The following is a 24,134-nucleotide window of genomic DNA, read 5'->3' on the forward strand; positions in this document are numbered from 1 at the left end:
TGCTCATCAGTCCCTGGTGGCGACGCGGATGCGTACGCCCGGTGGGGTGATGGTTGCCCCGTATGTGGCGGCGATGACCCCGCAGTTGGTGGCGGTGGAGTGCTGGGGCGGGGCGACCTACGATGTGGCGTTGCGGTTTTTGAAGGAGGATCCGTGGGACCGCCTGGCGCAGCTGCGTGAGGCGATGCCCAACATCAACTTGCAGATGCTGCTCCGCGGACGCAACACGGTCGGCTACACCCCGTACCCCGAGCAGGTGACCCGCTCGTTCGTGTCCGAGGCCGCCGCGACCGGGATCGACATCTTCCGGATCTTCGACGCGTTGAACAATGTTGATCAGATGCGGCCGGCGATCGATGCGGTCCGCGAGACCGGCACCACGATCGCCGAGGTCGCCCTGTCCTACACCGGTGACCTGTCCAACCCCCGCGAGAACCTGTACACCCTGGACTATTACCTCCGGTTGGCCGAACAACTCGTCGACGCGGGCGCGCACATTCTGGCGATCAAGGACATGGCCGGACTGCTACGCCCGCAGGCGGCCGCGACACTGGTCTCGGCGCTGCGACAGAACTTCGATCTGCCGGTGCATGTGCACACCCATGACACCCCGGGCGGGCAGCTCGCCACGTATCTGGCGGCGTGGCAGGCCGGCGCGGACGCGGTCGATGGTGCCTCGGCGGCGTTGGCCGGGACGACCAGCCAGCCCGCGTTGTCGGCGATTGTTGCCGCCACCGCGCACACCGAGTACGACACCGGCCTGGACCTGGCCGCGGTGTGTGAGCTCGAACCGTATTGGGAGGCGCTGCGGAAGGTGTACGCGCCGTTCGAGTCCGGGCTCCCCGCCCCGACGGGCCGGGTGTACACCCATGAGATTCCGGGCGGTCAGTTGTCGAACCTGCGTCAGCAGGCGATCGGGTTGGGGTTGGGGGACCGGTTCGAACAGGTCGAGCACGCTTATGCCGCCGCCGACCGGATGTTGGGCCGGTTGATCAAGGTCACCCCGTCCTCGAAAGTGGTCGGCGATCTGGCGTTGGCGTTGGTGGGCACCGGGGTCAGTGCCGACGACTTCGCCCAGGACCCGGCCGCCTACGACATTCCTGATTCGGTGATCGGGTTCTTGCGCGGTGAGCTCGGCGACCCCGCCGGGGGTTGGCCCGAACCCCTACGCACCCGGGCGTTGGCCGGCCGGGCCCCGGCCAAACCGGTCACCGACCTGTCTGACGATGATCAGGTCGCCCTCGACGGCGACAGCGCGACCCGACGATCAACGTTGAACCGGTTGCTGTTTCCTGGCCCGACCCGCGACTACGAAGAACACCAAACCGCGTACGGCGACACCTCACGTTTGTCGGCCAACCAGTTCTTCTACGGCCTGCGGTACGGCGACGAACACCGCGTGGAGCTAGAACCCGGCGTCGAACTACTCATCGGGTTGGAAGCGATCAGCGAGGCCGACGAACGCGGTATGCGTACGGTGATGTGCATCCTCAACGGCCAACTCCGACCGGTCCAGGTCCGTGACCGTTCCCTCAAGGTCGACGTCCTCGTCGCCGAAAAAGCAGTCGCCGGCAACCCCAAACACATCGCCGCACCCTTCGCCGGAGTCGTCACCACCGTGGTCGAACCCGGACAACACATCGAACCCGGCGCCACCATCGGCTCCATCGAAGCCATGAAAATGGAAGCCGCCATCACCACCCCCACCGGCGGCACCATCAAACGCATCGCCATCACCACCGTCGCCCAAGTCGAAGGCGGCGACCTCATCGTCGAATTCGAATAGGAAACGGCCGATGGCGTTCTATGTGTTTGAGTAACATAGGTATTCAGCAGCGGGTCCCTTGCCGGCAGTCAGGAGTGTACGCACACGCGCAGTCAACCGTTCGTGTCGAAGCTGCCGTCCACGAAGTCCACCAGGTTGGGCATATGAACGCCCATAATGAACAGAATCGCCACGGCTGAGTGCCGGCACTTCTGCAACAGTCGAAGTCAGTGAAAGAGGCAACGTCATGGAATCAACCAAGTCAGCGCAGGCAACCGTGCTCGTGATCGGCACAACAGGACAGGTCGGCAGGCTCATCCTCGAGGAATTCGATCAGGACTCCACGGGTGTTCGGGTCCGTTATGGTGCACGCAAACCCGAGCAGGTTGACAAGCTGTTATCTGAGGGCCGCGACGCGGTGCTTCTCGACCTCGACGATCCGCGTACGTTCGCGCACGCACTCCACGGAGTCGACCGGCTCTATCTGTTGACCGGTTACACCGTGGCGATGCTCGCGCAGAGCAAGACCATCGTCGATGCGGCTGTGAAGGCGGGCGTTCAGCACATCGTGCATCAGGGCGTGTTCGCCAATTGGGACGTCACCGATCCCCACTTCGTGTGGCATCAAATGATCGAAAGGTACATCGAAGGAAGTGGATTGGCGTGGACTCATCTGCACCCGAACGTCTTCATGGAGGGGCTGTCGACGATGAGCCGGGTCGAGAACGGTGTGTTCTCGGTCTTCTGGGGTGAGCACAGGGTCGGCTGGATCGCGGCCCGCGACATCGCGGCGGTGGCGGCAACCGTTCTACGTCAAGGACCTGAGCGTCACGCAGGCAAGAATTACTGGCTCTCTACGGAAGTGGCCTCGGGACCAGAGGTGGCGGCCATCTTGTCCGAGGTGTTGGGTACCGAGTTCCGCTGTGAGATAGGCGGCCCAGAGGAGTTCAAAGCCTCACTGGCCACCGGCGCGTCCGGCGTAGAGGCCTGGTACGCCGCAGCCGGCGTCGAGTTCACCCGGCAGGTGATCGACGGCCGGATGGGCTACATCGGGACAGTGCGCGACGACGTGGAGTTCGTCACGGGCCGACCCTCGATCACGTTGCGGCAGTGGGCTGCTCAGAACCGCCATCTGGTATCGGCCAGTACCACCGACTGATCGCCAGTGCGTTGCCTGACCCCCGGTCGGTTGTCCGCTAGTGCTGTGACCACCACTGCATGGCCCGGTTGGCGCTCGCTTCGGCGCGGGCGCGTTCGTCGCCCATGCCGACGAAATGGTTGACGGCCATGGGTCGGAGCACCATCGATACCGGGTCGGCGAAGTGTGCGAAATGACCGGCCATCTCGAGTGTGACAAAACCATGTACGGCACTCCACAACTCGGCAGCGATCTGGTTGCTGTCGGTTACCGAGACCCGTCCCGACTGCGCCAATCTCTCGCAGGCGTCCGCGAGCACGGCGTACGCGGTCGCGAACCCGTTCGTGGTCTTGTGTTCGGGAGATCCGACGTATCGATAGGTGCCTCGTGTCGACAACCCGAACATCATGTCGTAGAGGTGGGCGTTGCTTTGGGCCACGCCTCGAGTGGACAGGGCGATGGCGAACAGCTGCACTCCGGGGTCCGCGTCGGCCTGGGAGGCGGCGTGCAGGGCTGTCGCCAGCTGTGAATACCCGTGGGCCACGACGTCCTGCAACAGCTCTTTCAATCCGCCGAAGTGGTGGTAGACGGCAATGGTTGAGACGCCGGCGGCTTCGGTGATGGTTCGGACTTTCAGCTGCTCAGGGCCGTGCTCAGCCAGCAAATCAACGGTCGACCGGATCAGGCGTTCGCGCGCCGAGTCGTTCAGCTGAGGTTCATGCCGCTCCGGTGCGCTTGCCACCAGAACATGGTTTCACACTGCCCGCGCCGGCCTTGTCGGCTGTCGCATCCTATTGCGGTGGCGGGGGAAGTCCGTTGTCGCCGTGCTATAACTTCATTATGCTGACGTTTCGCCAGTCCTTGAACCGATCTGTCAACAAGACCGCTGTACTGATCACGCTGTGCTTGGCGGTGTTCGTCGTGAACGTCTCGACGACGATCATCAACATCGCGCTGCCGACGCTGGCCACCGAGATCGGTGCATCGACTCGGGATCTGCTGTGGATCGTCGACGCCTTCAACCTCGCGTTCGCGGCACTGGTACTGGCGGGCGGTTCGCTCAGTGACCGATTCGGCCGCCGGCCGATGCTGCTCATCGGTCTGGGGGTGTTCCTGATCGCGTCGGTGGGAGGTGCGCTCAGCAGCGATTCCACGACCCTCATTGCCTGGCGGGCGGTCGCCGGCGTTGCCGCGGCGATGGTGTATCCGGTGACCCTGTCGATCCTGGCCAACGTGTTCACCGAGCGCTCCGAACGGGTCAAAGCCCTCGGTTTGTGGGGCGCTGCCACGGGACTGTCCGTCGCGGTCGGGCCGGTGGTCGGAGGCGCGTTGCTCGAATCATTTTGGTGGGGTTCAATTCTCATCTTCAACGGTGCGGCCGCCGCGGCCACACTTCTGTTTGCTCTGCGCTTTGTGCCTGACTCGCGCGACCCGGCGACTCCACCGCTGGACTACGTGGGACTGGTGTTGTCGACCGTTGCACTCGGGACGCTGGTCTACTCGATCATCGAGGCGCCCGATCGTGGGTGGGCCGCGGTCCCGACCTTGGTCGGATTTTCCGTCGCCACAACCATTTTGGTGGTCTTCGTGCTGCATGAGATCCGCGTAGAGCATCCGATGCTCGACGTGCGACTGTTCACCAACCTGCGTTTCACCGCCGTGAGCGGCGCCGTAACGAGCGCGTTCTTTGCGCTCTTCGGCTTCATCTTCTTGGTGACGCAGTATTTCCAGTCGGTGCGCGACTACGGTGCGCTCGAGACGGGTGTGCGAATGTTGCCCGTTGCCGGATCGATCGCGGTCGCCTCGTTGCTCGGACCGCGTCTCGCGGTCCTCATCGGATCGAAGGTGGTTGTCGCACTGGGCCTGGTGTCGCTCAGTGCGGCCTTCGGGTGGGCGTCCACACTGTCCATCGACACCGGGTATTGGACCATCGTCGGCCAGATGGTGTTGCTCGGTGCCGGCATCGGATTGACGAGCACGCCTGCAACAGAGGCGATCATGGGTGTCGTGTCACCTGAGAAGGCGGGTATGGGTTCGGCGGTGAACGACGCCACCCGCGAACTGGGTGGGACTTTGGGCGTCGCGGTCATCGGGTCGGTGGCGCTGTCGGTGTATCGCGACCACCTGCAGCCCGATTCACTGCCGGAGCCGTTGCGGGAACCGGCACGCGAGTCGGTGGGGGCGGCGCTCGCGGCATCGCAACAGGCCGCGGCGACGCTCGGACAACTCGGCGCCGACGTAGGAGCACGCCTGGCCGACACTGCACGGCTGAGCTTTGTTGATGGCTTCACCACCGGCTGCGTGGTCGCGGGCGCGGTGACAGCCGTCGCCGCAGTGCTCACCCTGATCTATCTACCAGCCCATCCCACCGCCCCGGCCGCCGGCGGTGGCCCCGACGACAAGAAGCCGAGCACGAGACCTGAAAACCCAACGGCCAGCAATCCAGGGTCACCGGTTGAACTCTTGTGACCCCAGGCGTTGCCGGGCGCGCATGGTGTCTTTGGTGATCGGTACCTGGCCGAGAGCTTTGGCGAGGCCTATCGGTGGCATGTCACCGTAGATGGTTTCGCTGGCGGCGACCTCGTAGGTCTCGTGCCAGATACCAACGGCGGCAACAGCGTTCCTCTCGCGGCGAAAGAACGCCTTCTGTGCCGGCCGATGAAGTTGTGCCATATCAGCTGCGTACGCATACAGCGATTCGGTGTCCCGCCAATACTGGATGGACGTCCCGCCGTCTTTGCCGAACACCGTGCGGTAGCCGAGTAGCCCGGAGTCCGGATCACGCGAGAGTTCCTTCAACATGCGGTACTGCCCGACAAATACAGGCAGCCACGCATCAACACGCCAAACCTTGTTCAGGCGCATTCCCAGCAGGAACACGACGACGTTGTCGCCGGACGTCCGATCGTGGGTCGTCTTCATTACCGTCATCTCACGCTCCGATCTCGTAGATATAGCCCGATGAAGAGACTATAACTTCGTTACAGTGCGGGGCGCAGGCATTTGAAGTGGTAGGGCGCAGTGGTGCTTGCTTTTCCGGCGCGCTCCACGCCGGCGTCACCCCGTCTGCGACAAGCCTGATTCCTCTGCTGGGGCTGCGGCTCTTTCGAGTGCTTCGAGATATCCGGTGATGGCGTCGCGGTTGTGGGTGAGGAAGTTGATTTTTTCGTTCATCCGGTCGCGTTCCTCCGCGAGGACCGCTTGCAGTGCCGGATCGGCGTTCTCTACGACGATTGTCTGTGGTTTGCCAAGACATGGCAGTATGTCCGCCACGATCCGAGTAGGGATGCCGGAATCGATCAAGCCGCGGATCTTCTTGACCCTGTCGATCAGGTAGTCGTCATAGACCCGGTACCCGTTCTCGAGACGGCGTGGAGTGATCAGCCCCTGTTCTTCGTAGTAGCGGAGCATCCGCCGTGGTATCCCGGTCTTCTCCGAGAGCTCTCCGATTCGCATGTGTTCTCCTTCGACGATTTGACCTTCACATTAATGGCAAGGTTGAGGATGGGGAAGTCAGGACTTACGGAAGCTTCTAAGGGGAATCGATCCATGAAGATCGGCATCATCGGAGCGGGCTCGATCGGCTCGACCATCGCCCGTCGACTCGGCCGCCAGGGACATGACGTCGCAATAGCCAATTCGCGCGGGCCGGAGACCATCCGGGCCGCAGCCTTGAGCACCGGTGCGCGCGCCGTGACGGCCGCCGAAGCGTCTCGGGGAGTGGAGGTACTCATCGTCTCGGTACCGATGAACCGCAACCCGGACATCGCCGACCACGTTAGGCAGGCCCCGGTGGACGCTGTGGTCATCGACACGTCCAACTACTACCCCATGCGGGACGGCGCGATTCGCGCCTTCGATGAGGGTCAGCCCGAATCCGTTTGGCTTTCAGAGTTGTTCGGGCGCCCGGTGGCGAAGGCGTGGAACGCGATCACGTCGCAGTCGTTCGATGCCAAAGCCACCGAGTCGGGTGATCCGCATCGGGTGGCCATTCCGGTCGCCGCAGACCTTGATGCCCACAGAGCGCTCGCGATGTCACTCGTAGAGCAGACCGGCTTCGACGCTGTCGATGCCGGGGATCTTGCGGGTTCCTGGCGCCAGCAGCCCGGCGCACCTGTCTACTGCACCGACCGTGGACGTGACGAGATGTCGCGCTGGCTCGCAGCCGCCGACAAGAACCGCGTGCCGGAGCGTCGAGATCTTGCGATGGAAGCAATCGGTGGGTACATCGCCGCCGGTGGCCGCATCGACGGGAAGTTCCTCGTGGCCATCAACCGGGCCTGCTACAGCTGACCGTCCCTGCACCCCACCACATCTATCACCACAAACCAGCCAGAATGAGGACGAACGAGTCATGACCTCCCGAGACATGTCACCGGCACAGGAAGCCGGCAGCAGTCAGTCACCTACAGGGGACGGAGCCACACAGCAGAAGGCGTCATGGATGGGGGTGTGTTCGCTCAGCGTAGGGGTGTTCGCACTCGTGATGTCGGAGTTCTTGCCGGCCAGTCTGCTGTCCCGGGTCGCATCAGATCTGGACGTCACAGAGGGCGTTGCCGGTCAGTCCGTTGCCATCACGGCCATCGTGGCGGCAATCTCAGGCCTGGTCATCCCAGTTGTGTTGTCGCGCATCGACCGCCGGCACCTGATGATTGCCCTTTCTCTACTCGCGGTCGCGTCGGACCTGCTGGTGGCGGTGGCGCCGAGCTACCCGGTTCTCCTGATTGCTCGCGTTCTGCTCGGCGTCGCGATCGGCGGATTCTGGGCACTTGCGATTTCGATGACCGCACGGTTGGTCCCGGCGTCCAAATTGGGCCTGGGCCTGACGGTCGTGAACGTGGGCGTGTCCCTGGCCACCGTGGCCGCCGTCCCCCTGGGGACGCTGCTCGGTGAAATCTGGGGATGGCGCACCGTTTTCGCGCTGGCCGCAGGTGTGGCCATGATCGCAGCCGTCCTGCAGGTTGTCGCCTTGCCGTCAATTCCGAGCGCCCCGTCTGGTGGATTCCGGCCTCTGCTGCAGACTTTTCGGTCCAGGCTGATCCAGGTGTGCCTGTTCAGCATGGCGCTGATGGGCGCGGGCCACTTTGCCGGCTTTACCTATATTCGTCCTGCGGCAGATGAAGTGGGTGGCCTCGACCCGGATCTGCTCGCCGTGTTGCTACTGGTCTACGGCGTCGGAATCGTGGTGGGAAACCTGGTGGCCGGCCCCTTGGCGGACCGGACCCTGCGGATCGCGGCATTGCTGTTCCCACTCGTCCTGGGTCTCTCGATGATCGCCTTTGCCTTGACGGGTGGCAACGCCGTTGCCTTGTTCGCCGCCGCGGCACTGTGGGGCGTCGGCTTCGGCGCTCTCCCCACCGTCATCTCGACATGGCTGGCACGAGCGGAGCCCCGCCACCTCGAGAGCGTCGGCGGGCTGCAAACCGCAGTCTTCCAGGTCGCGATTGCACTGGGCGCCTTTGTCGGTGGTTTACTCGTCGACGGCGTCGGCGTACAGACCGCAGTGATTCTCGGCGGACTCGCCGCTGTTCTCGGCGCCGGGATCTTGGTTCTGGTCAAGCCCAGACGGTCGCCCGATGACGAAGCTGCAGAGGGCATCGTCAAGAGTGAGGTGACGGTGTGACCGACAAGCAGATCATTCTCGCGATGGGATTGACCGATGGCTACGGCAATCTCCATGGGGCATGGCGTGCACCGAATGTCGATCCGAACAACTATGCCGAGATCGAAGCCAGCATCCGATACGCCCAAGCGGCTGAACGAGGTCTGTTCGCGTTCTTGTTCACACCGGACTTTCCGGCCGTGCGAGGCGACATCGAGCACGCCACCATCAGCAACGTCCTCGACCCGATAGTGTCGCTCACGGCCATTGCTCGCGCGACGAGCCGAATCGGTTTCGTGGCAACGGGTTCGACCACCTTCCAGGAACCGTTCAACGTGGCACGGCAGTTCAAGGCCCTCGATGTGATCAGTCACGGTCGGGCCGGATGGAACGCCGTCACCACCAGCGACCCTGCCGTCGCAGCCAATTACGGACGTCCGGTCAGCGATCGAGCCGAGCGGTACCAGCGCGCGCATGAGGCCGTTCAGATCGTTCAATCACTGTGGGGCAGCTGGGAAAAGGAGGCTTGGGTCAAGGACCAGGCCGGCGACCGCTTCCTGGACCCATCCAAGTTGAGGCCCATCAACCTGCAGGGTGAGCACGTCGCATCCCGCGGACCGCTCGCGATTCCCCCGTCGGAGCAGGGGCAACCGGTCATCTTCACCTCAGGGGGGCCGAGTCCGCACCTGCTCACCCTCGCGGGCCGCTACGCGAGCGGGTTCATCTCCGAGGTCTGGACGATCGATGAAGCACGCGCGCAGCGTCAAATGGTGCGTGACGCCGCAACCGAGTTCGGTCGCGATCCAGACGAGATCAAGTACTTCCCGGGTTTGATGACCACTGTTTCGCCGACTGTCCGTGAGGGCATCGACCGCCGGATCGCGTTGGCGGGCGATGTCATCGAGGCGCGACTGCCACATCTCGGGGCGATGCTCGGGCTGCACTTGAGCCCGGACCGGATCGACGAACCGCTCACCGAACGTGAGCTTGCTGCGGCGCGTGCGGCGCCCACAGACCCCCGATCCGGGATTGCTCTGGAGGTCGCCCGGCTTGGCTGGTCACCCCGCGACGTACTGGCCCACGGTGTGATCGACTTCCACCCCACCGTTGTGGGGCCGGGAGTGCGACATGCTGATCACATGCAGGAGTGGTTCGAGGCGGGTGCCGCGGACGGTTTCTGGGTGTCCCCGGACGTCTACGAGGACGGCGTCGATGCATTTGTCGACGAAGTCGTTCCGCTCCTGCAGGAGCGAGGCATCTATCCGACCGAGTACCCGGGCGCCACCTTGCGGGCCAACTTGGATGTTCCTTCTCAATACGGCATCGATCCTCGGACCAGTAGTCGGACGTCTGTGTAGTGAACTTCAGTCTGTTGCCGTCGATGACTGACAACGCGTACAAGCCACCGGGCTGTCGTCTATTGTCAGACTATTGATAAGAGGCTGGAGCACACAGGTCACTCGGGACCCGGCTCAGGACAGCGGAGTCAGCGCGACCAACTCAGGAGGTTCTTGAATGATCAGACTCGTCTCGATGATTCGCCGGCGGTCGGAACTGAGTCTGTCCGACTTCCAACAGCTTTGGCGTACCGAGCACGGACCCCTGGTGGCGTCGCATCAGAGCAGGCTCGGCCTTCTTCGCTATACGCAAACGCATTGGGACGGGAATGCGGTGCCGACGGCAGTTGCCGAGGCACGGGGGCCGATGGAGCCTTCCTATGACGGCGTGGCCGAATCCTGGTGGGAGTCCGAGGAAAGACTCATCGCGGCGCTGGAGTCTCGAGCGGCCGACGAGATCCTCACCTCTGAGAAAGCTGTCTGTGACATGTCCGAATCGCCGATTTGGGTCGCGCACGAATATCCGCAGTTCAGTTTGTCATTGACGCCATACGTTGCGCGACCGAACAGCACCATCGTCAAGGCGCACTTCACGCTGCGCCATCGCGCGGACCTCACCGTCGCAGAAGCGCAACTGTACTGGCGCACCGTCCACGGACCTCTTATTCGGTCCATGTCGCCTGTGCTCGGCCTCCTCGCCTATCAGCAGGTTCATCGGTTCGAGTCACCCGTAGAGGAGATGCTGCGGAATGCCAGAGGGACGGATGCGCCGCCCTACCTCGGGCACGCTGAAATGTGGTACGACCAATCAGTAGTGCGCCGCGCACCTGAAATCGACAGTGCGAACCGTAGGGCCGCAGAGGATGAAGCCGAATTCATCGACTTCGCTGGGTCTGCGAACGCAGTAGGAAAAGAATATGTGTTTGTCGACGCCCTCTGACTGCCGATCCGCAGCGTCGAGACCGCGGCCGGCGAACAGTCGACCACTGAAAACAAGGAGACAGAAATGACCGGCTCAACTGATGTCGATATAGACGCGACTGATCATCTCTTGAAGACGACGCGTGCGGTGCGCCGCCGCCTCGATTTGGAACGGCCGGTGGAACGAGAAGTTCTGCTCGAGTGCGTGTCGATCGCTCAGCAAGCTCCCACTGGTAGCAACCAACAGGGCTGGTCCTTCGTCATCGTGACAGATGCCGAGAAGCGGAGACGGATAGCGGAGCTGTATCGCGACGGAGTGGGCGAGATGTTCACCACCATGGCGGCCGAGGCGAAGAAGCTGGGTGATGACACGACGGCCCGTATCTACTCGGACGCAGACTATTTGGCCGATATTCTGGATCGGATACCAGCGCATGTGATCCCGTGTATCCAAGGGCGCATCCCGGAATCGACAGATCCGTTCGCGGGACCGATCACGACGTCGATGTTCGGTTCGATTTTGCCGGCGGCGTGGAGTTTCCAATTGGCCTTGCGCTCACGTGGATTGGGGTCCGCGTGGACCACTGCACATCTGATGCGTGAGCGTGAGGTCGCCGATCTGCTGGGCATTCCCGACGACGTGACACAAGCTGCGCTGTTTCCGGTGGCGTATTACACCGGAGAAACCTTCTCGCCGGCGAAACGGCCACCCCCGCAGACGATTACCCATTGGGACGGCTGGTCCGGCTAGCCGACTGGGCAGTCTGTTCGACGATGACTTTCGCCCGTTGCCCACCAGTGGCTCTGGTGGGCAACGGGCCTCCGGTGGCCTTAGAACAACGATCGTGGTCTAGTGCGGAGACCTCGATCAGTGCAAAGTCTCAGGCCGCGAAGATATCTCCGGTGGGTGGCTGCCACAAAGCGGCCTCAGCGCCTGCCCACAGTGCGCTCAGTTCGTATGGGTTCGCGATCACCCGGCGGAAAGTCCGAGTGCCCTCGCGATCCGCACTGACGTACCTGTGCTGAATGGCGACGTTGTCCCATGCGACGAAATCGTTCAGATTCCAATCCTGGTGAATGATGTTGTCGGGCTTGTATACAGCCGCCTCGATTTCGGCGAAGAGTTCTTCGCTGGTCGCGTCGTCCCATCCGAGGACGTGGCTCGAGAACAACGGCGAGACGTCGATGAACTCATCACCGGTCACCGGATGCCGTTCGATGATGGGATGCACCGCATGAGGGGCGTCCGGTACTCGACTCATTCGGCAGCGAGAGTCGAAGCGGAATCCGGGAGTCATCGCGAGCGCATTGACTACGAAAAGGTCTTCTACCTTCGCCCGAAGGTCGGCAGGGAGCAGTGCGGCAGCGCGCACCATGTTGGTGTAGCTCGTCCGCGACTCCACTTCGTTTTCGATGTTGTACCAGGACTGCGCCTGCAGTGCGCCGGCCGGAGTGAACATGTAGTCGGAGTGGAAGACCACTTCGTCCGTCTCGGGGCCGTAGGTTCCCTTGTCCGTGTTCGAGATGAACACAAACCTGTCGTTCTTCGGGACAGAGTTGGTCGCGCCTACGGCCATTGCGGGCTCGACTATGACGCCGCTGAGAAGGGACATGAATGCGACCTGCGCGGCGGGCGACATGTCCTGCTCGGGGAAAATCAGGACGCGGCGTTCGAAGAACAGCCTCCGCAATTCGCCGCCGAGTTCCTTGTCGATCGGCGCACTGAGGTCTACGTCGGTGACGATGGCTCCGAACGAGTCGGCGATGGGCTTCCATGCAACGGGCATTTGCTCTGCTCCTTGATTGGGTGAAGCTGGTTCCTTGTCACGCGGCAGTTTGTCGACGACCCCGGTGACTTGATGTGAACGAGATCACAATTTACAGCGCACTGTCGGAATTTACAACAGTCAGACATTCCGACAGTTTGCAAACGTCTCCTCGAGTCGCGCTGGCCAGGTATCGTTGCCGGAAGGTGGTTGACACCCTTGTCGCCTGAGTGCGGAGCGGTCGCTGATGTCGGCCGTTGACCACCTGGAACGCGTCGCATCCCGCGTCGGCGCTCGACCGAGAGTTCACGCGCCGTCCCTCTCGGCCAAATGCCTGACATTGCAATGGCTGACCATGTCAGTTATTTTCATCACAGGTCGAGTGTCGGGTTGGGCACAGTCCGGCATGAGCCCTCCAATGGAGCGGCAGTAATCCCGATGCACCCGTCGCTCAGATCATCGCCGTATGGCGGCCGCACAGAACGCGCGTCGCACCTTGAGGAGCTGATATGGAACTGACAGGAAAAACTGTGCTCATCACCGGCGCGGCACGAGGGCTGGGTGAGGCTTTTGCCATCGAACTGGCGAAAGACGGCGCCGAAGTGTTCTTGGCCGACGTGGGGTCGGCGGTGACTGAGGTGGCTGCGCGTATCGAGTCAAATGGTGGCCGTGCAGAGGCAATGGTCGGATCCATTGTTGAGTACGCCTTCTGCGACGACGTTGTTGCAGCATGCGTCTCCCGATTCGGCAAAGTCGATGCTGTTGTCAACAATGCCGGCCTCATACATGAAGCTTATTTCTGGGAGGATGATCCGGAAGCAATGCGCGCCATCGTGGAGGTGAACGTACTCGGCACCATGAATATGGGCCGTGCGACAGGTGCGTATATGAAGGACCACGGAGGTGGCGTCATTCTGAATGTCTCCTCCGACGGAGGCGGCGGTATGCCTCAGTACTCGGCATATGCCGCCTCGAAGGGGGCGATCTCGTCTTTGACGTACAGCTGGGCACTCGACGGTGATGATCATGACATCCGTGTGAACGCCATTGCTCCCTTCGCGCGGACGCACATGTCCTTGCTGACACCATCTTTGGCGCCGAATCCTCCCGATCCGGCGCTGATCGCTCCCCTCGTCACCTACCTGGTGAGTGACCGTTCTGAAGGAATCAGCGGACAAGTTTTTCGATTCACTTCGACCGAACTCGGACTACTTCAACATCCACGGTTGAAAGAGCCGACCTTGAAGAAGGATCGGTGGAATACCGCCGATATTCGGGAAGCAATCGATGGCGAGCTCAGCGAACACTTAGAGATTGTCAGCTCCCTGGGTTGGCGACCAAGCCGAATGCGGGATTCGGGGCGAGTCGCGGAGCAATAGGAGCGTACCCACGGCGACACCACCGACGATGCGGAGTCGCACTGCGAAGTCCGATCAGTCTTTCTTCACTGCGTCGTCGAGGCGGCCAACAACGGCACAAGGTCGCACGAGCTTCGTCACAGGGCTCCCGCTTTGCAGATCGCGTCGTCGGCTGCCGGCGCTTCGCCGGCTGTTTCGTCGTCGAGCGGACCGGCAGTGGCTGGCGCGGCATCGACCGCCTCCCCGGTGGCTGCCCCGCCGCCGACCGGACTAGCTGTCCGGCGGATGAACAGGGCGCACACCAACACGATCAGGCCGATGGCCCAGGCGGTCAGGAAGGCCCCTTGACCCGCGGATTCGGCCTGTCCGATGCTCAGTACTCCGGCGTCCTTGGCGCCGGAACCGATGGTGTACGCCGAGATGAACACCGCACCGAAAGCGGCGCCCGCAAGCTGCTGGACGGTGGCGAAGGCTGATGCGCCGTGCGAATAGAGTTCGGCCTTCAGCGCACCCATCGCACTCGTCGTGAGCGTTGCCCACATGGCGGCCTGCGCACTGGTGAAGATCAGCCACGCGAGAACAAGCGTGATGACGCTGGTGCTCGCGTCCACCTGGCTGAGGAACCACAGGACGCCCAGCCAGATGATGGCACAGGGAATCATCAACGGGCGCGGTCCGAAGCGGTCGTACACCCGGCCGCTCAAAGCTGCCATGATCGAGATCGCAGCCCCGCCCGGGATCAAGAAGAGACCGAGCTGCAGGGTGCTCAGGCCGGTGACATTGGTGAGCACCAACGGGACCACGATCAGCAGGCCGATTCCGTTGCCTGCAACGAAGACCATCCCCAAGATGGCCATGGTGTACGGCTTGCTGAGGAAGATCCGCATGTCCAAAAAGGCGCCGTCACGACGCTGCAGCGGGATCTGCCGGAAAACGAATGCCACCAGACCCACCAGGCCCACTGCGATCGGAATGTATGGCGAGATCGGAGAGTGCCCGGAGGATGCTTCGCCGATCAGGGACAGTCCGTAGACCAGGCCGCCGAACCCGACTGCGGAGAGAAGCAACGACGGAACATCCAGGGCCACTGGCTCGGGGGTGGTGGTGTTGCGGAGCTTCCATGCACCCAGCGCGAGGGCAGCGATCGCGATCGGCAGCATCAGGATGAACAGCCAGCGCCAGCTCAGCACCGACAGTATGACCCCGGAAAGCGCTGGTCCGAGGGCCGGCGCGACGGCGGGGACCGCTGTGGTGATCGCCATCATCTGGCCGCGGCGACCTTCGGGAACCAAGCGCATCGTCGTGGTCATCAGCAGGGGCAGGAAGACGGCGGTCCCCGAGGCCTGGATGACCCGGCCGGCCACCAGGAGCCCGAATGTCGGCGCGATGGCGGCGAGCGTCGTCCCGACTATGAACAGCGACATCGCGACCAGGAAGACCGTGCGCATGTGGTACCGCCGCATCACGAAACTGCTGGCTGGGATCAGCACGGCCAAGGTCAGAAGGTAACCGGTCGTGACCCATTGCCCGGTGCTCGGGCTGACACCGAAGTCCGAGATCAACGTGGGCAGGGCGACGCCGAGGAGCATCTCGTTGAGGAAGACGATGAACGTCGAGACCATCAGGATTCCGATGACCAGGAGAACGCCCGGCGGGAGCCGGTCACCGGAGCGCGTCGTCGGTGTCGTATCTGCGACGTCAGATGCCGATTGGGTGGTCATGCGTGTGCTCGCCATCTCTTGAGGTGTGGAAATGATTCAGTCGCTGCGACGTGCCTGGGCCGGTGGGCGGCCAGGATCGAGTGCGGGCCGGCGGGCAAGGCGGCTCCCCGTACGCGCGAATCCGTCAGCCGGCAGTGACCCCCGCGACCTTGAGAGCCGCCGGGCGTCGACCGGTGCTTCAATGAACCGGACAAAAACGGATGCAGTCTCCGTTCAGGGAACAACGATATGGAGGCACTGTCCGCTTGTCAACGAGGAGCGAGCGAACGTGACTGAGGCCACGAAAGTGCCAAGATGCGGATGGCTACGGGGTCGGCTCTGCGGGTGGTTGCGTGCGCCATCCCTCTCGCACGATGGCGCGCAAGGAGTCTCTTGATCCTTCGTCCGCCAGTTGCGCATCACTGACCCACTTGGAAGCGAGCACGGTGAGGACGAGGTCTCGATCCCGCACCCACGGACGGGCGCATCCGGCCGCCTGGGCGTCGGCGAGGAACCGCCCCGTGATCTCCACGAGCCATTCGCAGGTGATCGCCAACGGTGAGGTGTTCTCGCTCAAGGCTTCTCGGAGGGGGCCAGGCAAACCGTCGAAGACGGTCACATAGTCACCCAGCGCGGTCAGCCATAGTTCTAGCGCTTCAGTGGGGTCGCCCTGCTCGGCTTCGATCACGGCCCTGCGGGCGTCCAACTCCTCCCAGCGGGCCTGCATGAGCGTCGCGAGGAGTGATTCCCGGGTAGGAAAGTGGCGATAGAGGGTGCCCGGCCCGAGGCCGGCTCTCTTGGCGATGTCCTGCATTGCGCCACTCACGCCGTGCTCGGAGAAGAACTCCTCCGCGACGTCGAGAATGTGCAGTCGGTTGCGCTCCGCGTCAGCACGCGACTTCCGCGGTGCCGCCTCCTGGTGGACCACCATCTGACCTCCTCTACGAAAGCGGACGATACGTCCACATCGCACCGAGGGCAAATGGCCGCAGCCCGTGCGGGCAGCTCAGAGGAGAGACGCCTGGCAGCCTGCACCCGTCAGGTGACCAGCTTCGTCGCGATGTTCGCGTATGCGAGTCCCAGCCGCGCGGGGTCGCGATGTTCGGTGCTGGGGAACCAGCGGCACACGTCTACGCATAGCGACGAGATGGCGAGGACGGCGTCGTGCGGGTTCGGCGTATTGAAGTCGCCGTGTGATGTGCCCTCGTCGACTATGTGCGCGATCACTGCTGTGGTGTTTCGACGAAGTCCCGCGATGACTTTGTAGTGGGCGGGAGCGAGAGCGTGCAGCTCATACTGCACCACTCGAGCCAAAGCGTTGTTCTCTGCCTGCCAATGCGCGAAAGCGGAAACGACCGACCGCAATCGAGTTGGATAGTCGTCGGCCGGATTGTCCGCGTTGCTCACTGCGGAAAGCGCGCCCCGGTGGCCGTCCAGGCTGATCGCAAACAGCAACTCCTCCTTGGATGCGAAGTGTGGATAGATCGCAGCGGCACTCAGTCCGAGACGTTTGGTGATCTCCCTCGTCGAGGCGCCGCCATAGCCGGACTCCGAAAACACCTCGATCGCAGCATGTTTGATTCTTGAAACTGCTGCAGTGTCCACCGAACGTTGCACTGTCACCGCTTCCTGTCTGCTTCGTGCATCTTGACTTCCGGCCGTGTGCATTGCAGTATAAGCGAGCGCTTACCTAAGCAATCGCTTAGGTTCACTTCCCTGTCTGAGCGCGTTGAGGAGATGTCAATGCCAGAAGCTGTTGTGGTGTCCGCCGTGAGGTCGCCGATAGGCCGTGCATTCAAGGGCTCCTTGGCCTCGATGAGGCCCGACGATCTCGCTACCCAGATGGTGCGGGCAGCGCTCGCGGAGATTCCTGAGCTCGATCCTGCCGAGATCGATGACCTGATCCTTGGCTGTGGTCTCCCTGGGGGCGAACAGGGCTTCAACATGGGACGAAACGTCGCCATCGCTCTCGGCTACGACTTCATGCCTGGGACCACCGTCACCAGATATTGCTCGTCCTCACTGCAGTCCACCCGGATGGCCTTTCACGCCATCAAGGCAGGGGAGGGCCACGCCTTCATCTCCGCGGGCGTGGAGACGGTGTCGAGATTCACCAAAGGCAACTCCGATTCGCTGCCCGACACTCACAACCCGCTGTACGCAGATGCGGAAGCGAGGACCGAGGAGTTGGCCAAGGGCGGACAACGCTGGCACGACCCCCGACTTGACGGACGCATTCCGGATACCTACATAGCAATGGGCCAGACCGCTGAGAACGTCGCGCAGACAACGGGTATCACCAGGGGAGAACAAGATCGATGGGCCGTCAGGTCCCAGAACCGCGCTGAAGAGGCAATCAAGTCCGGCCATTTTGATCGCGAAATCACTCCCGTCACGCTGGAAGACGGAACGGTTGTCTCCCGTGACGACGGACCACGCTTCGGAACCACGTACGAGAAGGTCAGTGGATTGTCGCCCGTCTTCCGTCCCGACGGGACCGTCACCGCGGGCAACGCGTGTCCCCTCAACGACGGTGCGGCCGCACTGGTCGTCATGTCGGATACCAAGGCGGCCCAACTGGGCTTGACGCCTCTCGCGCGGATCGTCTCCACCGCGGTGTCGGGATTGTCACCCGAAATCATGGGGCTCGGACCTATTGATGCGTCCAAGAAGGCAATGGCATTGGCCGGCATGTCGATTCACGACATCGACCTGGTCGAGATCAACGAGGCGTTCGCCGTCCAGGTCATCGGATCTGCGCGTGAACTCGATATCGACGAGAGCAAGTTGAACGTTTCGGGAGGCTCTATCGCCCTGGGGCATCCTTTTGGAATGACGGGCGCTCGAATCGCCACGACGTTGATCAACAATCTGCAGGCGCACGACAAACAGTTCGGCCTGGAAACCATGTGTGTCGGTGGTGGCCAAGGGATGGCCATGATCATCGAGAGGATGTCCTGATGGGTAACGTTTCATTTGATTTCACCGGCCGCACTGTTGTGGTCACCGGAGCCGCCCGCGGTATCGGCAGGGCGCTCTCGCAACGTTTCGCCGATTCGGGCGCAGACACCGTGATGGTCGACTTCGACGCCGACGAACTCGCCTCCGCCGCAAAGGAAGTAGGGGCGACGGGTCTGCCGGCAGATGTCAGCAAAACCGGCGACGTCGAGCGGGTCATCAGTGAAGTCATCGAGCGAAACGGCCGCGTCGACGTGTTGGTGAACAACGCCGGAATCTTGCGGGATCGTGTTCTGTGGAAATTGACGGACGATGACTGGGAGCAGGTGCTGTCCGTCCACGCCGGCGGTACCTTTCGCTTCACCCGTGCCTGTGTTCCGCACTTTCGCGCCCAAGAGTACGGCCGCATCATAAACGTGACGTCGTACACGGGCTTGCACGGAAATCGTGGCCAGGCCAACTACGCGACAGCCAAGGCGGGAATCATCGGTTTCACCAGGACCGCAGCAAAGGAGCTGGCGGCCTTCGGGATCACGGTGAACGCCATCTCGCCCAATGCGGCAACCCGGATGACGGCTTCCATTCCCGAAGAAAAGATTGCCGAGGTGTCCGGACCGATCGCGAGGTTCGCCGATCCCAGCGAGATCAGCGACGCCGTCTGCTTCCTCGGTTCTGAAGAAGCCGGATACATCACCGGCGTGGTTCTGCCGGTCGATGGCGGCCTGTCCATTTGACGAGGGAGTCTCATTCATGCCTGCACCGCTGTCGCGCCGCGATCTCGATTTCCTGCTGTACGAATGGTTGGACATCGTCGCGTTCACCGACCGGGATCGTTTCAAGGAGCATTCGCGAGAAACTTTCGACGGTAGTCTCGATCTGAGTGCTGAGCTGGCCGTCAAACTCTTTGCGACGCACAACAAGAAGGCTGATCAGAACGAACCTCATGTTGGTTCCGACGGCAAGGTCGTGCTCATCGATGAAGTCAAGACCGCCCTCGACCAGTTCAGTCAGGCCGGGCTGCTCGCCGCGCAATTCGATGAAGAAGTGGGCGGCCTGCAACTGCCGTCTGTGGTTGCTCGCGCATGTATGGCCTGGTTCCAGGCTGCGAACACGTCGACGTCGTCATATCCCTTTTTGACCATCGCGAACGCCAATCTGTTGATGGAATATGGTTCCCGCGACCAGATCGACACCTGGGTGCGCCCGATGCTGCAGGGACGGTTCTTCGGAACCATGTGTCTGTCCGAGCCGCAGGCGGGTTCTTCTCTCGCTGACATCACCACCAAGGCGCAGCCCGCTGGTGATGGCACTCACCGAATCACCGGAACCAAGATGTGGATCTCTGGTGGCGACCATGAACTGACCGAGAACATCGTGCATCTGGTGCTCGCCAAGGCGCCGGGCGGCGCTCCTGGTGTCAAAGGCATCTCACTGTTCATCGTGCCCAAGGTGCTGCCAGACGGGCGCCGCAATGATGTTGCGCTGGTGGGCCTCAATCACAAGATGGGGAATCGGGGCACCACCAACACCCTGCTCAATTTCGGTGACGGCACATATGACCCCACATCGGAGCGAGGTGCCGTCGGGTATCTGGTCGGGGAACTGCACCACGGCTTGACCTACATGTTCCACATGATGAACGAGGCCCGGATCGGCGTCGGCCTGATGGCGACCGCTATCGGGTATGCCGGGTATCTGCAGTCGCTCGAGTACGCGAAAGTACGTGTCCAGGGCCGGACACCCTCGGTGAAGAATCCATCCTCACCACCGGTCGCGTTGATCGAGCATGCTGACGTCAAACGAATGTTGTTGGCGCAGAAGTCATATGTAGAAGGTGCGCTGGCGCTCGAATTGTATTGCGCAGCGCTTGTCGACAAACAACAAACCGCGCTGGACACTGCCGAAGCGGACCGGCTCGCAACGTTGATCGACGTACTGACCCCGATCGCGAAGAGCTGGCCGTCCCAATGGTGTCTGGAGGCGAATAACCTCGCCATCCAAGTTCTCGGTGGCTACGGCTACACCAAAGAATTCGATGTAGAACAGCTGTATCGGGACAACAGGCTCAATCCGATACACGAGGGAACCCACGGAATCCAAGGACTCGATCTCCTCGGCCGCAAAGTGGTCATGAACGGCGGATCCGGACTGAAACTCTTGGTCGAGACCATCGAGACGACGGTCTCGTGCGCCGAGGGGATCGAGAGCACAGCGCCATACGCGCTCAGACTGCGCAAGTCCGTCGACCGCCTTGTCGAGGTGACATCGATTCTGTGGTCGGCGACCGATCCTGCAGTCACTTTGGCGAACTCATCTGTCTATCTCGAGGCTGCCGGCCATGTCGTCATGGCCTGGGTGTGGTTGGAGCAGCTGATCACCGTTGCCGACCAGCAAGGCAGCTTCTACGACGGCAAGCGTGCAGCAGCCCAATATTTCTTCCGATATGAGCTGCCGCGCACGGACTTCCAGTTCGATCTGCTCGCGTCGTTGGACAGCACAACACTCGACACCGAACCGGCATGGTTCTAGAGGCATCTCGATGAACCAACTCATGGTGGCAGGAAAGGTTCAGCAATGAGCGTGCTCGACACATTTCGACTCGACGGCAAAGTTGTGGTGGTCACGGGGGCGTCGTCCGGATTGGGTGTCGCCTTCGCCGAGGCATTTGCTGATGCAGGGGCAGATCTGGTCTTGGCTGCACGGCGTGCAGACAAACTCGATGCGACGGCCGCGCTGGTCGAGCAGAGAGGACGGCGAGTCCTGACTGTGGCGACCGATGTCGTCGATCCGGAACAATGTAACTTCGCCATCGATTCGGCAATGAAAACCTTCGGCCGTGTGGATGTACTCGTGAACAACGCGGGGGTCGCATCGGCTCGGCCGGCCACCCGTGAGACCCCGGAGGAGTTCCGCGCTGTCATCGACGTCAATCTCCATGGCGCCTATTGGATGGCGCAAGCGTGTGGTCGTGTGATGACCCAGGGAAGCTCGATCATCAACATCTCGAGCATTCTGGGGATCACCACCGCAGCACTACCCCAAGCCGCATACAGCGCAAGCAAGGCGGGGTTGATCGGACTGACTCGGGATCTCGCTCAGCAGTGGGGGGTTCGAAAGGGCATCCGAGTCAATGCTCTTGCGCCAGGGTTCTTCAAATCAGAGATGACCGACGAGTACAAGCCGGGATATTTGGAAAGCCAACAGCATCGGATGCTGCTCGGCCGCATGGGCGACCCGGCTGAACTGGCTGCCACTGCGGTGTGGCTGGCCTCTGCGGCCGGCGGCTATGTGACTGGGCAGACGATCGCCGTAGATGGTGGAGTGACGACAACGTGAGGAATGCACTGTGAAGACAACTCTGGCGGAGCTCGATGCACTCGTCGGCAAGAGCATGGGAACCAGCGACTGGATCGACATCACGCAAGCGCGGGTGAACTCGTTCGCCGAGTCCACCGAGGATCGGCAGTGGATTCACACCGACCCCGAACGTGCCCGGCGCGAAAGCCCTTTCGGCGGACCGATCGGTCACGGCTACCTGACGTTGTCACTGCTGAGCGCATTCTGGGAGCAGATCATGCTCGTCGACGGTATCTCGATGGCGGTCAATTACGGACTCAATAGAGTGCGTTTCCCCGCCCCCGTCCCGGTGGGCTCGCGCGTCCGGATGTCCGCGACCCTCACGTCGGTCGAATCGGTAACCGGGGGCGTTCAAATTGTGTTGGCGGCAGTGTTCGAAGCCGAAGGTGTTGTGAAGCCGGTCTGTATCGCCGAACCGATCTTCAGACTGTACGAGTGACGCTTGGTCTCTGCGCGAGTGTTCTGCCGAAGGAAACCAACGTAACCATTGCCTCGCGGGAGGGGCCCGCACGTATGTGGTGGATCGTCGTCGTTGACGCTGAGAGCGGGGAACAGTGTCTGTGAATGGGTCGTTGCACAGTCACCTGCACTACGTCTCGCGCAGAGTTTAGTGACGCGCAGCGTCTAGACGAGTCGACCGAGTGTCTCGATGAGACTGCCTGCGATCCCGCCCCCGGGGTTCCGCGCTAACCCTTTTTCAGCGATGGCTGGGGCGTACCCAAGCGCCTATAGCTCGGCCGCGCTTCCTACTGCGATCGTTCACGAAGGCGTGGGCGGTCGTAGGGAGCCAGCAAGAAAACATTAGGGAATGCCATGCCGGCAGCCACAGTCCGGCGCGACGTGGTTGTCCCTTGCAGGGCAACCGCTGCCCGAGCGGCACTTTAGTTCGCATTGATTCAATTCGGCCTCACCTATGCCCACCTGTAGTGACCGCGTTCGAGGCGGTTACCTGTGTCCTCCCGTTGTTTGATTGTGTTCGCACTCGCGCATACCGTTTCACCCAATCATCAAGAGCGATGGAGAGACCCGGCTCACTGACATCGCAGCAACCCCATCGCTTTGGCGTGAGTGGGTGCTACCGCCGGGACCGATGAAGGGGCATGAAGTGTCTGTGGAACTGGAGTCCGCGTGAGGTTCTTGTTGATCACGCTGATCACCCACACCCCCGATCCCATCACCGGAGTGACTCTGTCGCCGGCGGCGCGCCTAGGGGAGGTCGTCGACAGCGCCGTACTAGCCGAGGAGCTCGGATTCGACGGGTTCGGTGTGGGTGAGCGTCACGAACGACCGTTCATCTCTTCGTCGCCGCCGGTCGTGTTGAGCAACATCGCCGCCAGGACGTCGACAATCGACTTGTTCACGGCCGTGACGACGTTGAGCCTGCTCGATCCGGTGCGTGCGTTCGAGGACTACTCGACCCTGGACAATCTCTCGGGCGGACGTTTGCAGCTGATGATCGGCAAGGGCAACGGGGCCGCGCAGGCCAAGCTGTTCCACGTCACCGAGGCTGATCAGTGGGAGCGCAACCGCGAAGGCTATGAGCTGTTCCGTCAGCTTTGGGAGAACGACTCCGTCACCTGGGCAGGCACTTATCGACCGTCACTGACCGACGCGGAGGCGTTACCCAGACCCCTGCAGAAGCGGATCCGTATCTGGCATGGGAGCGCTACCAGTCGTGAATCTGTGGACTTGGCAGCAGCTTTCGGCGACCCGTTGTTCTCGGCAAATGTCACCAATCCGATCGACCCCTACGCCGACCTCATCGACTACTACCGTGAGCGGTGGGTGCACTACGGCCACGACCCCGCGGCCGCGCTGGTCGGCGCCGGGTCGGCCGGGTACTACGCCACCAAGAACTCGCAAGACGCGGTCAACACCTACCGTCCGATCTACGACGCCACCCTCGCCCGGATCGAGTCCTTCGGTCTGCCCAAGGTATTTCCGACGCTCGAGGACGCGATCGAGCGGAGTTCGCTTTTGCTCGGTAGTCCGCAGCAGGTGATCGACAAAGTGCTGCGCTATCACGAGAGGTTCGGCCATGAGGTAATGCACCTGCATGCTGACGCGAGCGGACTGACCTCCTCCCAGCACCGCGATTCCCTCGAGTTGTTCCAGAGCGAGATCGCCCCCGTGCTCCGAAAGGAAATCCCCAGCCGGCCGATCTCAGCACATGCCCGTGTTGTCAAAGCGTCTTGACCCAACCCACATCGCACTAAGAGCCCGCACCATCGC

Annotated in this window: 22 protein-coding genes and 1 riboswitch; of the genes, 15 read left to right on the forward strand and 7 right to left on the reverse strand. The window is 62.1% G+C overall.

Annotated elements, in window-relative coordinates; genetic code table 11:
* Together CSW57_RS21490 and CSW57_RS21495 are read left to right on the forward strand one after the other, a co-directional pair.
* A partial coding sequence (locus CSW57_RS21490; protein WP_317615619.1) for a biotin/lipoyl-containing protein occupies positions 1 to 1,786 on the forward strand: 1,786 nt, incomplete at its 5' end.
* A gap of 226 nt (positions 1,787 to 2,012) precedes the next feature.
* On the forward strand, positions 2,013 to 2,924 hold the full coding sequence (locus CSW57_RS21495; protein ID WP_099384696.1) for an NmrA family NAD(P)-binding protein: 912 nt from the start codon (positions 2,013 to 2,015) through the stop codon (positions 2,922 to 2,924).
* Between the two features lie 37 nt (positions 2,925 to 2,961).
* On the opposite strand, the gene CSW57_RS21500 is transcribed toward CSW57_RS21495, so the two are convergent.
* A complete protein-coding gene (locus CSW57_RS21500; protein ID WP_223249424.1) occupies positions 2,962 to 3,645 on the reverse strand; it encodes a TetR/AcrR family transcriptional regulator in 684 nt (227 codons plus the stop codon).
* A gap of 98 nt (positions 3,646 to 3,743) precedes the next feature.
* On the opposite strand from CSW57_RS21500, the gene CSW57_RS21505 reads away from it, so the two are divergent.
* Complete coding sequence (locus CSW57_RS21505; protein WP_099384697.1) at positions 3,744 to 5,372, forward strand: MFS transporter; 1,629 nt, start codon at positions 3,744 to 3,746, stop codon at positions 5,370 to 5,372.
* Here the strand turns inward: CSW57_RS21505 and CSW57_RS21510 are convergent.
* Together CSW57_RS21510 and CSW57_RS21515 are read right to left on the reverse strand one after the other, a co-directional pair.
* Positions 5,352 to 5,834: a DUF4188 domain-containing protein gene (locus CSW57_RS21510; protein WP_099384698.1), complete on the reverse strand. Its 483-nt coding sequence runs from the start codon at positions 5,832 to 5,834 to the stop codon at positions 5,352 to 5,354. The genes CSW57_RS21505 and CSW57_RS21510 overlap by 21 nt on opposite strands.
* 126 nt (positions 5,835 to 5,960) lie before the next feature.
* Positions 5,961 to 6,359 carry a MerR family transcriptional regulator gene (locus CSW57_RS21515; RefSeq protein WP_099384699.1) on the reverse strand — a complete coding sequence of 133 codons (399 nt, stop codon included), beginning with the start codon at positions 6,357 to 6,359 and terminating at the stop codon, positions 5,961 to 5,963.
* Positions 6,360 to 6,407: 48 nt separating this feature from the next.
* Here CSW57_RS21515 and CSW57_RS21520 point away from each other — a divergent pair, with 48 nt between their 5' ends.
* The 5 genes from CSW57_RS21520 (at position 6,408) to CSW57_RS21540 (ending at position 11,514) form a co-directional block, all read left to right on the forward strand.
* The gene (locus CSW57_RS21520) at positions 6,408 to 7,196 is read left to right on the forward strand and encodes an NADPH-dependent F420 reductase (RefSeq protein ID WP_143696592.1); all 789 of its coding nucleotides are present in this window, start codon (positions 6,408 to 6,410) and stop codon (positions 7,194 to 7,196) included.
* Between the two features lie 61 nt (positions 7,197 to 7,257).
* Positions 7,258 to 8,526 (forward strand): MFS transporter, encoded by a 1,269-nt coding sequence (locus tag CSW57_RS21525; protein ID WP_223249425.1) that lies wholly within the window; start codon positions 7,258 to 7,260, stop codon positions 8,524 to 8,526.
* Entirely contained in the window at positions 8,523 to 9,863 is a 1,341-nt protein-coding gene (locus CSW57_RS21530) for an NtaA/DmoA family FMN-dependent monooxygenase (protein ID WP_223249426.1), read from the forward strand. The genes CSW57_RS21525 and CSW57_RS21530 overlap by 4 nt, the downstream gene beginning before the upstream one ends.
* Positions 9,864 to 10,020: 157 nt before the next feature.
* On the forward strand, positions 10,021 to 10,782 hold the full coding sequence (locus CSW57_RS21535) for an EthD domain-containing protein (protein ID WP_099384702.1): 762 nt from the start codon (positions 10,021 to 10,023) through the stop codon (positions 10,780 to 10,782).
* Between the two features lie 66 nt (positions 10,783 to 10,848).
* Positions 10,849 to 11,514, forward strand: a complete 666-nt coding sequence (locus CSW57_RS21540) for a nitroreductase family protein (protein ID WP_099384703.1) — start codon at positions 10,849 to 10,851, stop codon at positions 11,512 to 11,514.
* Between the two features lie 130 nt (positions 11,515 to 11,644).
* On the opposite strand, the gene CSW57_RS21545 is transcribed toward CSW57_RS21540, so the two are convergent.
* A complete protein-coding gene (locus tag CSW57_RS21545; RefSeq protein ID WP_099384704.1) occupies positions 11,645 to 12,550 on the reverse strand; it encodes a TauD/TfdA dioxygenase family protein in 906 nt (301 codons plus the stop codon).
* Positions 12,551 to 13,038: 488 nt separating this feature from the next.
* Between CSW57_RS21545 and CSW57_RS21550 the strand changes: the two genes are divergently transcribed.
* Entirely contained in the window at positions 13,039 to 13,908 is an 870-nt protein-coding gene (locus CSW57_RS21550) for an SDR family NAD(P)-dependent oxidoreductase (RefSeq protein WP_099384705.1), read from the forward strand.
* 116 nt (positions 13,909 to 14,024) lie between these two features.
* Here CSW57_RS21550 and CSW57_RS21555 read toward each other — a convergent pair whose 3' ends face one another.
* From CSW57_RS21555 to CSW57_RS21565, 3 genes are all read right to left on the reverse strand, one after another.
* Positions 14,025 to 15,608 (reverse strand): MFS transporter, encoded by a 1,584-nt coding sequence (locus CSW57_RS21555; protein ID WP_189339388.1) that lies wholly within the window; start codon positions 15,606 to 15,608, stop codon positions 14,025 to 14,027.
* A 304-nt stretch (positions 15,609 to 15,912) separates the two neighbouring features.
* Positions 15,913 to 16,518 carry a TetR/AcrR family transcriptional regulator gene (locus CSW57_RS21560; RefSeq protein ID WP_099384707.1) on the reverse strand — a complete coding sequence of 202 codons (606 nt, stop codon included), beginning with the start codon at positions 16,516 to 16,518 and terminating at the stop codon, positions 15,913 to 15,915.
* A gap of 107 nt (positions 16,519 to 16,625) precedes the next feature.
* Positions 16,626 to 17,210, reverse strand: a complete 585-nt coding sequence (locus CSW57_RS21565; protein WP_223249427.1) for a TetR/AcrR family transcriptional regulator — start codon at positions 17,208 to 17,210, stop codon at positions 16,626 to 16,628.
* Between the two features lie 120 nt (positions 17,211 to 17,330).
* Here CSW57_RS21565 and CSW57_RS21570 point away from each other — a divergent pair, with 120 nt between their 5' ends.
* The 6 genes from CSW57_RS21570 to CSW57_RS21595 all read left to right on the forward strand — a co-directional run bounded on the left by CSW57_RS21570 (position 17,331) and on the right by CSW57_RS21595 (position 24,098).
* Complete coding sequence (locus tag CSW57_RS21570; RefSeq protein WP_099384791.1) at positions 17,331 to 18,548, forward strand: acetyl-CoA C-acetyltransferase; 1,218 nt, start codon at positions 17,331 to 17,333, stop codon at positions 18,546 to 18,548.
* The gene (locus CSW57_RS21575; protein ID WP_099384709.1) at positions 18,548 to 19,279 is read left to right on the forward strand and encodes an SDR family oxidoreductase; all 732 of its coding nucleotides are present in this window, start codon (positions 18,548 to 18,550) and stop codon (positions 19,277 to 19,279) included. The genes CSW57_RS21570 and CSW57_RS21575 overlap by 1 nt, the downstream gene beginning before the upstream one ends.
* Before the next feature lie 16 nt (positions 19,280 to 19,295).
* Positions 19,296 to 21,074, forward strand: a complete 1,779-nt coding sequence (locus CSW57_RS21580) for an acyl-CoA dehydrogenase (protein ID WP_099384710.1) — start codon at positions 19,296 to 19,298, stop codon at positions 21,072 to 21,074.
* 45 nt (positions 21,075 to 21,119) lie between these two features.
* Entirely contained in the window at positions 21,120 to 21,881 is a 762-nt protein-coding gene (locus CSW57_RS21585) for an SDR family NAD(P)-dependent oxidoreductase (RefSeq protein ID WP_099384711.1), read from the forward strand.
* 10 nt (positions 21,882 to 21,891) lie between these two features.
* The gene (locus CSW57_RS21590) at positions 21,892 to 22,341 is read left to right on the forward strand and encodes a MaoC family dehydratase (RefSeq protein ID WP_189339389.1); all 450 of its coding nucleotides are present in this window, start codon (positions 21,892 to 21,894) and stop codon (positions 22,339 to 22,341) included.
* A gap of 562 nt (positions 22,342 to 22,903) precedes the next feature.
* Positions 22,904 to 22,999, forward strand: a riboswitch (SAM riboswitch).
* A 31-nt stretch (positions 23,000 to 23,030) separates the two neighbouring features.
* Entirely contained in the window at positions 23,031 to 24,098 is a 1,068-nt protein-coding gene (locus CSW57_RS21595) for an LLM class flavin-dependent oxidoreductase (protein WP_099384712.1), read from the forward strand.
* The last annotated feature ends 36 nt before the right edge of the window (positions 24,099 to 24,134 follow it).

The sequence above is a fragment of the Williamsia muralis genome (assembly GCF_002735905.1).
Lineage (GTDB): Bacteria > Actinomycetota > Actinomycetes > Mycobacteriales > Mycobacteriaceae > Williamsia > Williamsia muralis_A.

Coding starts and splice junctions, on each gene's coding strand:
- CSW57_RS21495 (WP_099384696.1), top strand. CDS start 2,013: ATGGAATCAACCAAGTCAGCGCAGGCAACCGTGCTCGTGATCGGCACA.
- CSW57_RS21505 (WP_099384697.1), top strand. CDS start 3,744: ATGCTGACGTTTCGCCAGTCCTTGAACCGATCTGTCAACAAGACCGCT.
- CSW57_RS21510 (WP_099384698.1), bottom strand. CDS start 5,834: ATGACGGTAATGAAGACGACCCACGATCGGACGTCCGGCGACAACGTC.
- CSW57_RS21515 (WP_099384699.1), bottom strand. CDS start 6,359: ATGCGAATCGGAGAGCTCTCGGAGAAGACCGGGATACCACGGCGGATG.
- CSW57_RS21520 (WP_143696592.1), top strand. CDS start 6,408: ATGGGGAAGTCAGGACTTACGGAAGCTTCTAAGGGGAATCGATCCATG.
- CSW57_RS21525 (WP_223249425.1), top strand. CDS start 7,258: ATGACCTCCCGAGACATGTCACCGGCACAGGAAGCCGGCAGCAGTCAG.
- CSW57_RS21535 (WP_099384702.1), top strand. CDS start 10,021: ATGATCAGACTCGTCTCGATGATTCGCCGGCGGTCGGAACTGAGTCTG.
- CSW57_RS21540 (WP_099384703.1), top strand. CDS start 10,849: ATGACCGGCTCAACTGATGTCGATATAGACGCGACTGATCATCTCTTG.
- CSW57_RS21545 (WP_099384704.1), bottom strand. CDS start 12,550: ATGCCCGTTGCATGGAAGCCCATCGCCGACTCGTTCGGAGCCATCGTC.
- CSW57_RS21550 (WP_099384705.1), top strand. CDS start 13,039: ATGGAACTGACAGGAAAAACTGTGCTCATCACCGGCGCGGCACGAGGG.
- CSW57_RS21555 (WP_189339388.1), bottom strand. CDS start 15,608: ATGACCACCCAATCGGCATCTGACGTCGCAGATACGACACCGACGACG.
- CSW57_RS21560 (WP_099384707.1), bottom strand. CDS start 16,518: ATGGTGGTCCACCAGGAGGCGGCACCGCGGAAGTCGCGTGCTGACGCG.
- CSW57_RS21570 (WP_099384791.1), top strand. CDS start 17,331: ATGCCAGAAGCTGTTGTGGTGTCCGCCGTGAGGTCGCCGATAGGCCGT.
- CSW57_RS21575 (WP_099384709.1), top strand. CDS start 18,548: ATGGGTAACGTTTCATTTGATTTCACCGGCCGCACTGTTGTGGTCACC.
- CSW57_RS21580 (WP_099384710.1), top strand. CDS start 19,296: ATGCCTGCACCGCTGTCGCGCCGCGATCTCGATTTCCTGCTGTACGAA.
- CSW57_RS21585 (WP_099384711.1), top strand. CDS start 21,120: ATGAGCGTGCTCGACACATTTCGACTCGACGGCAAAGTTGTGGTGGTC.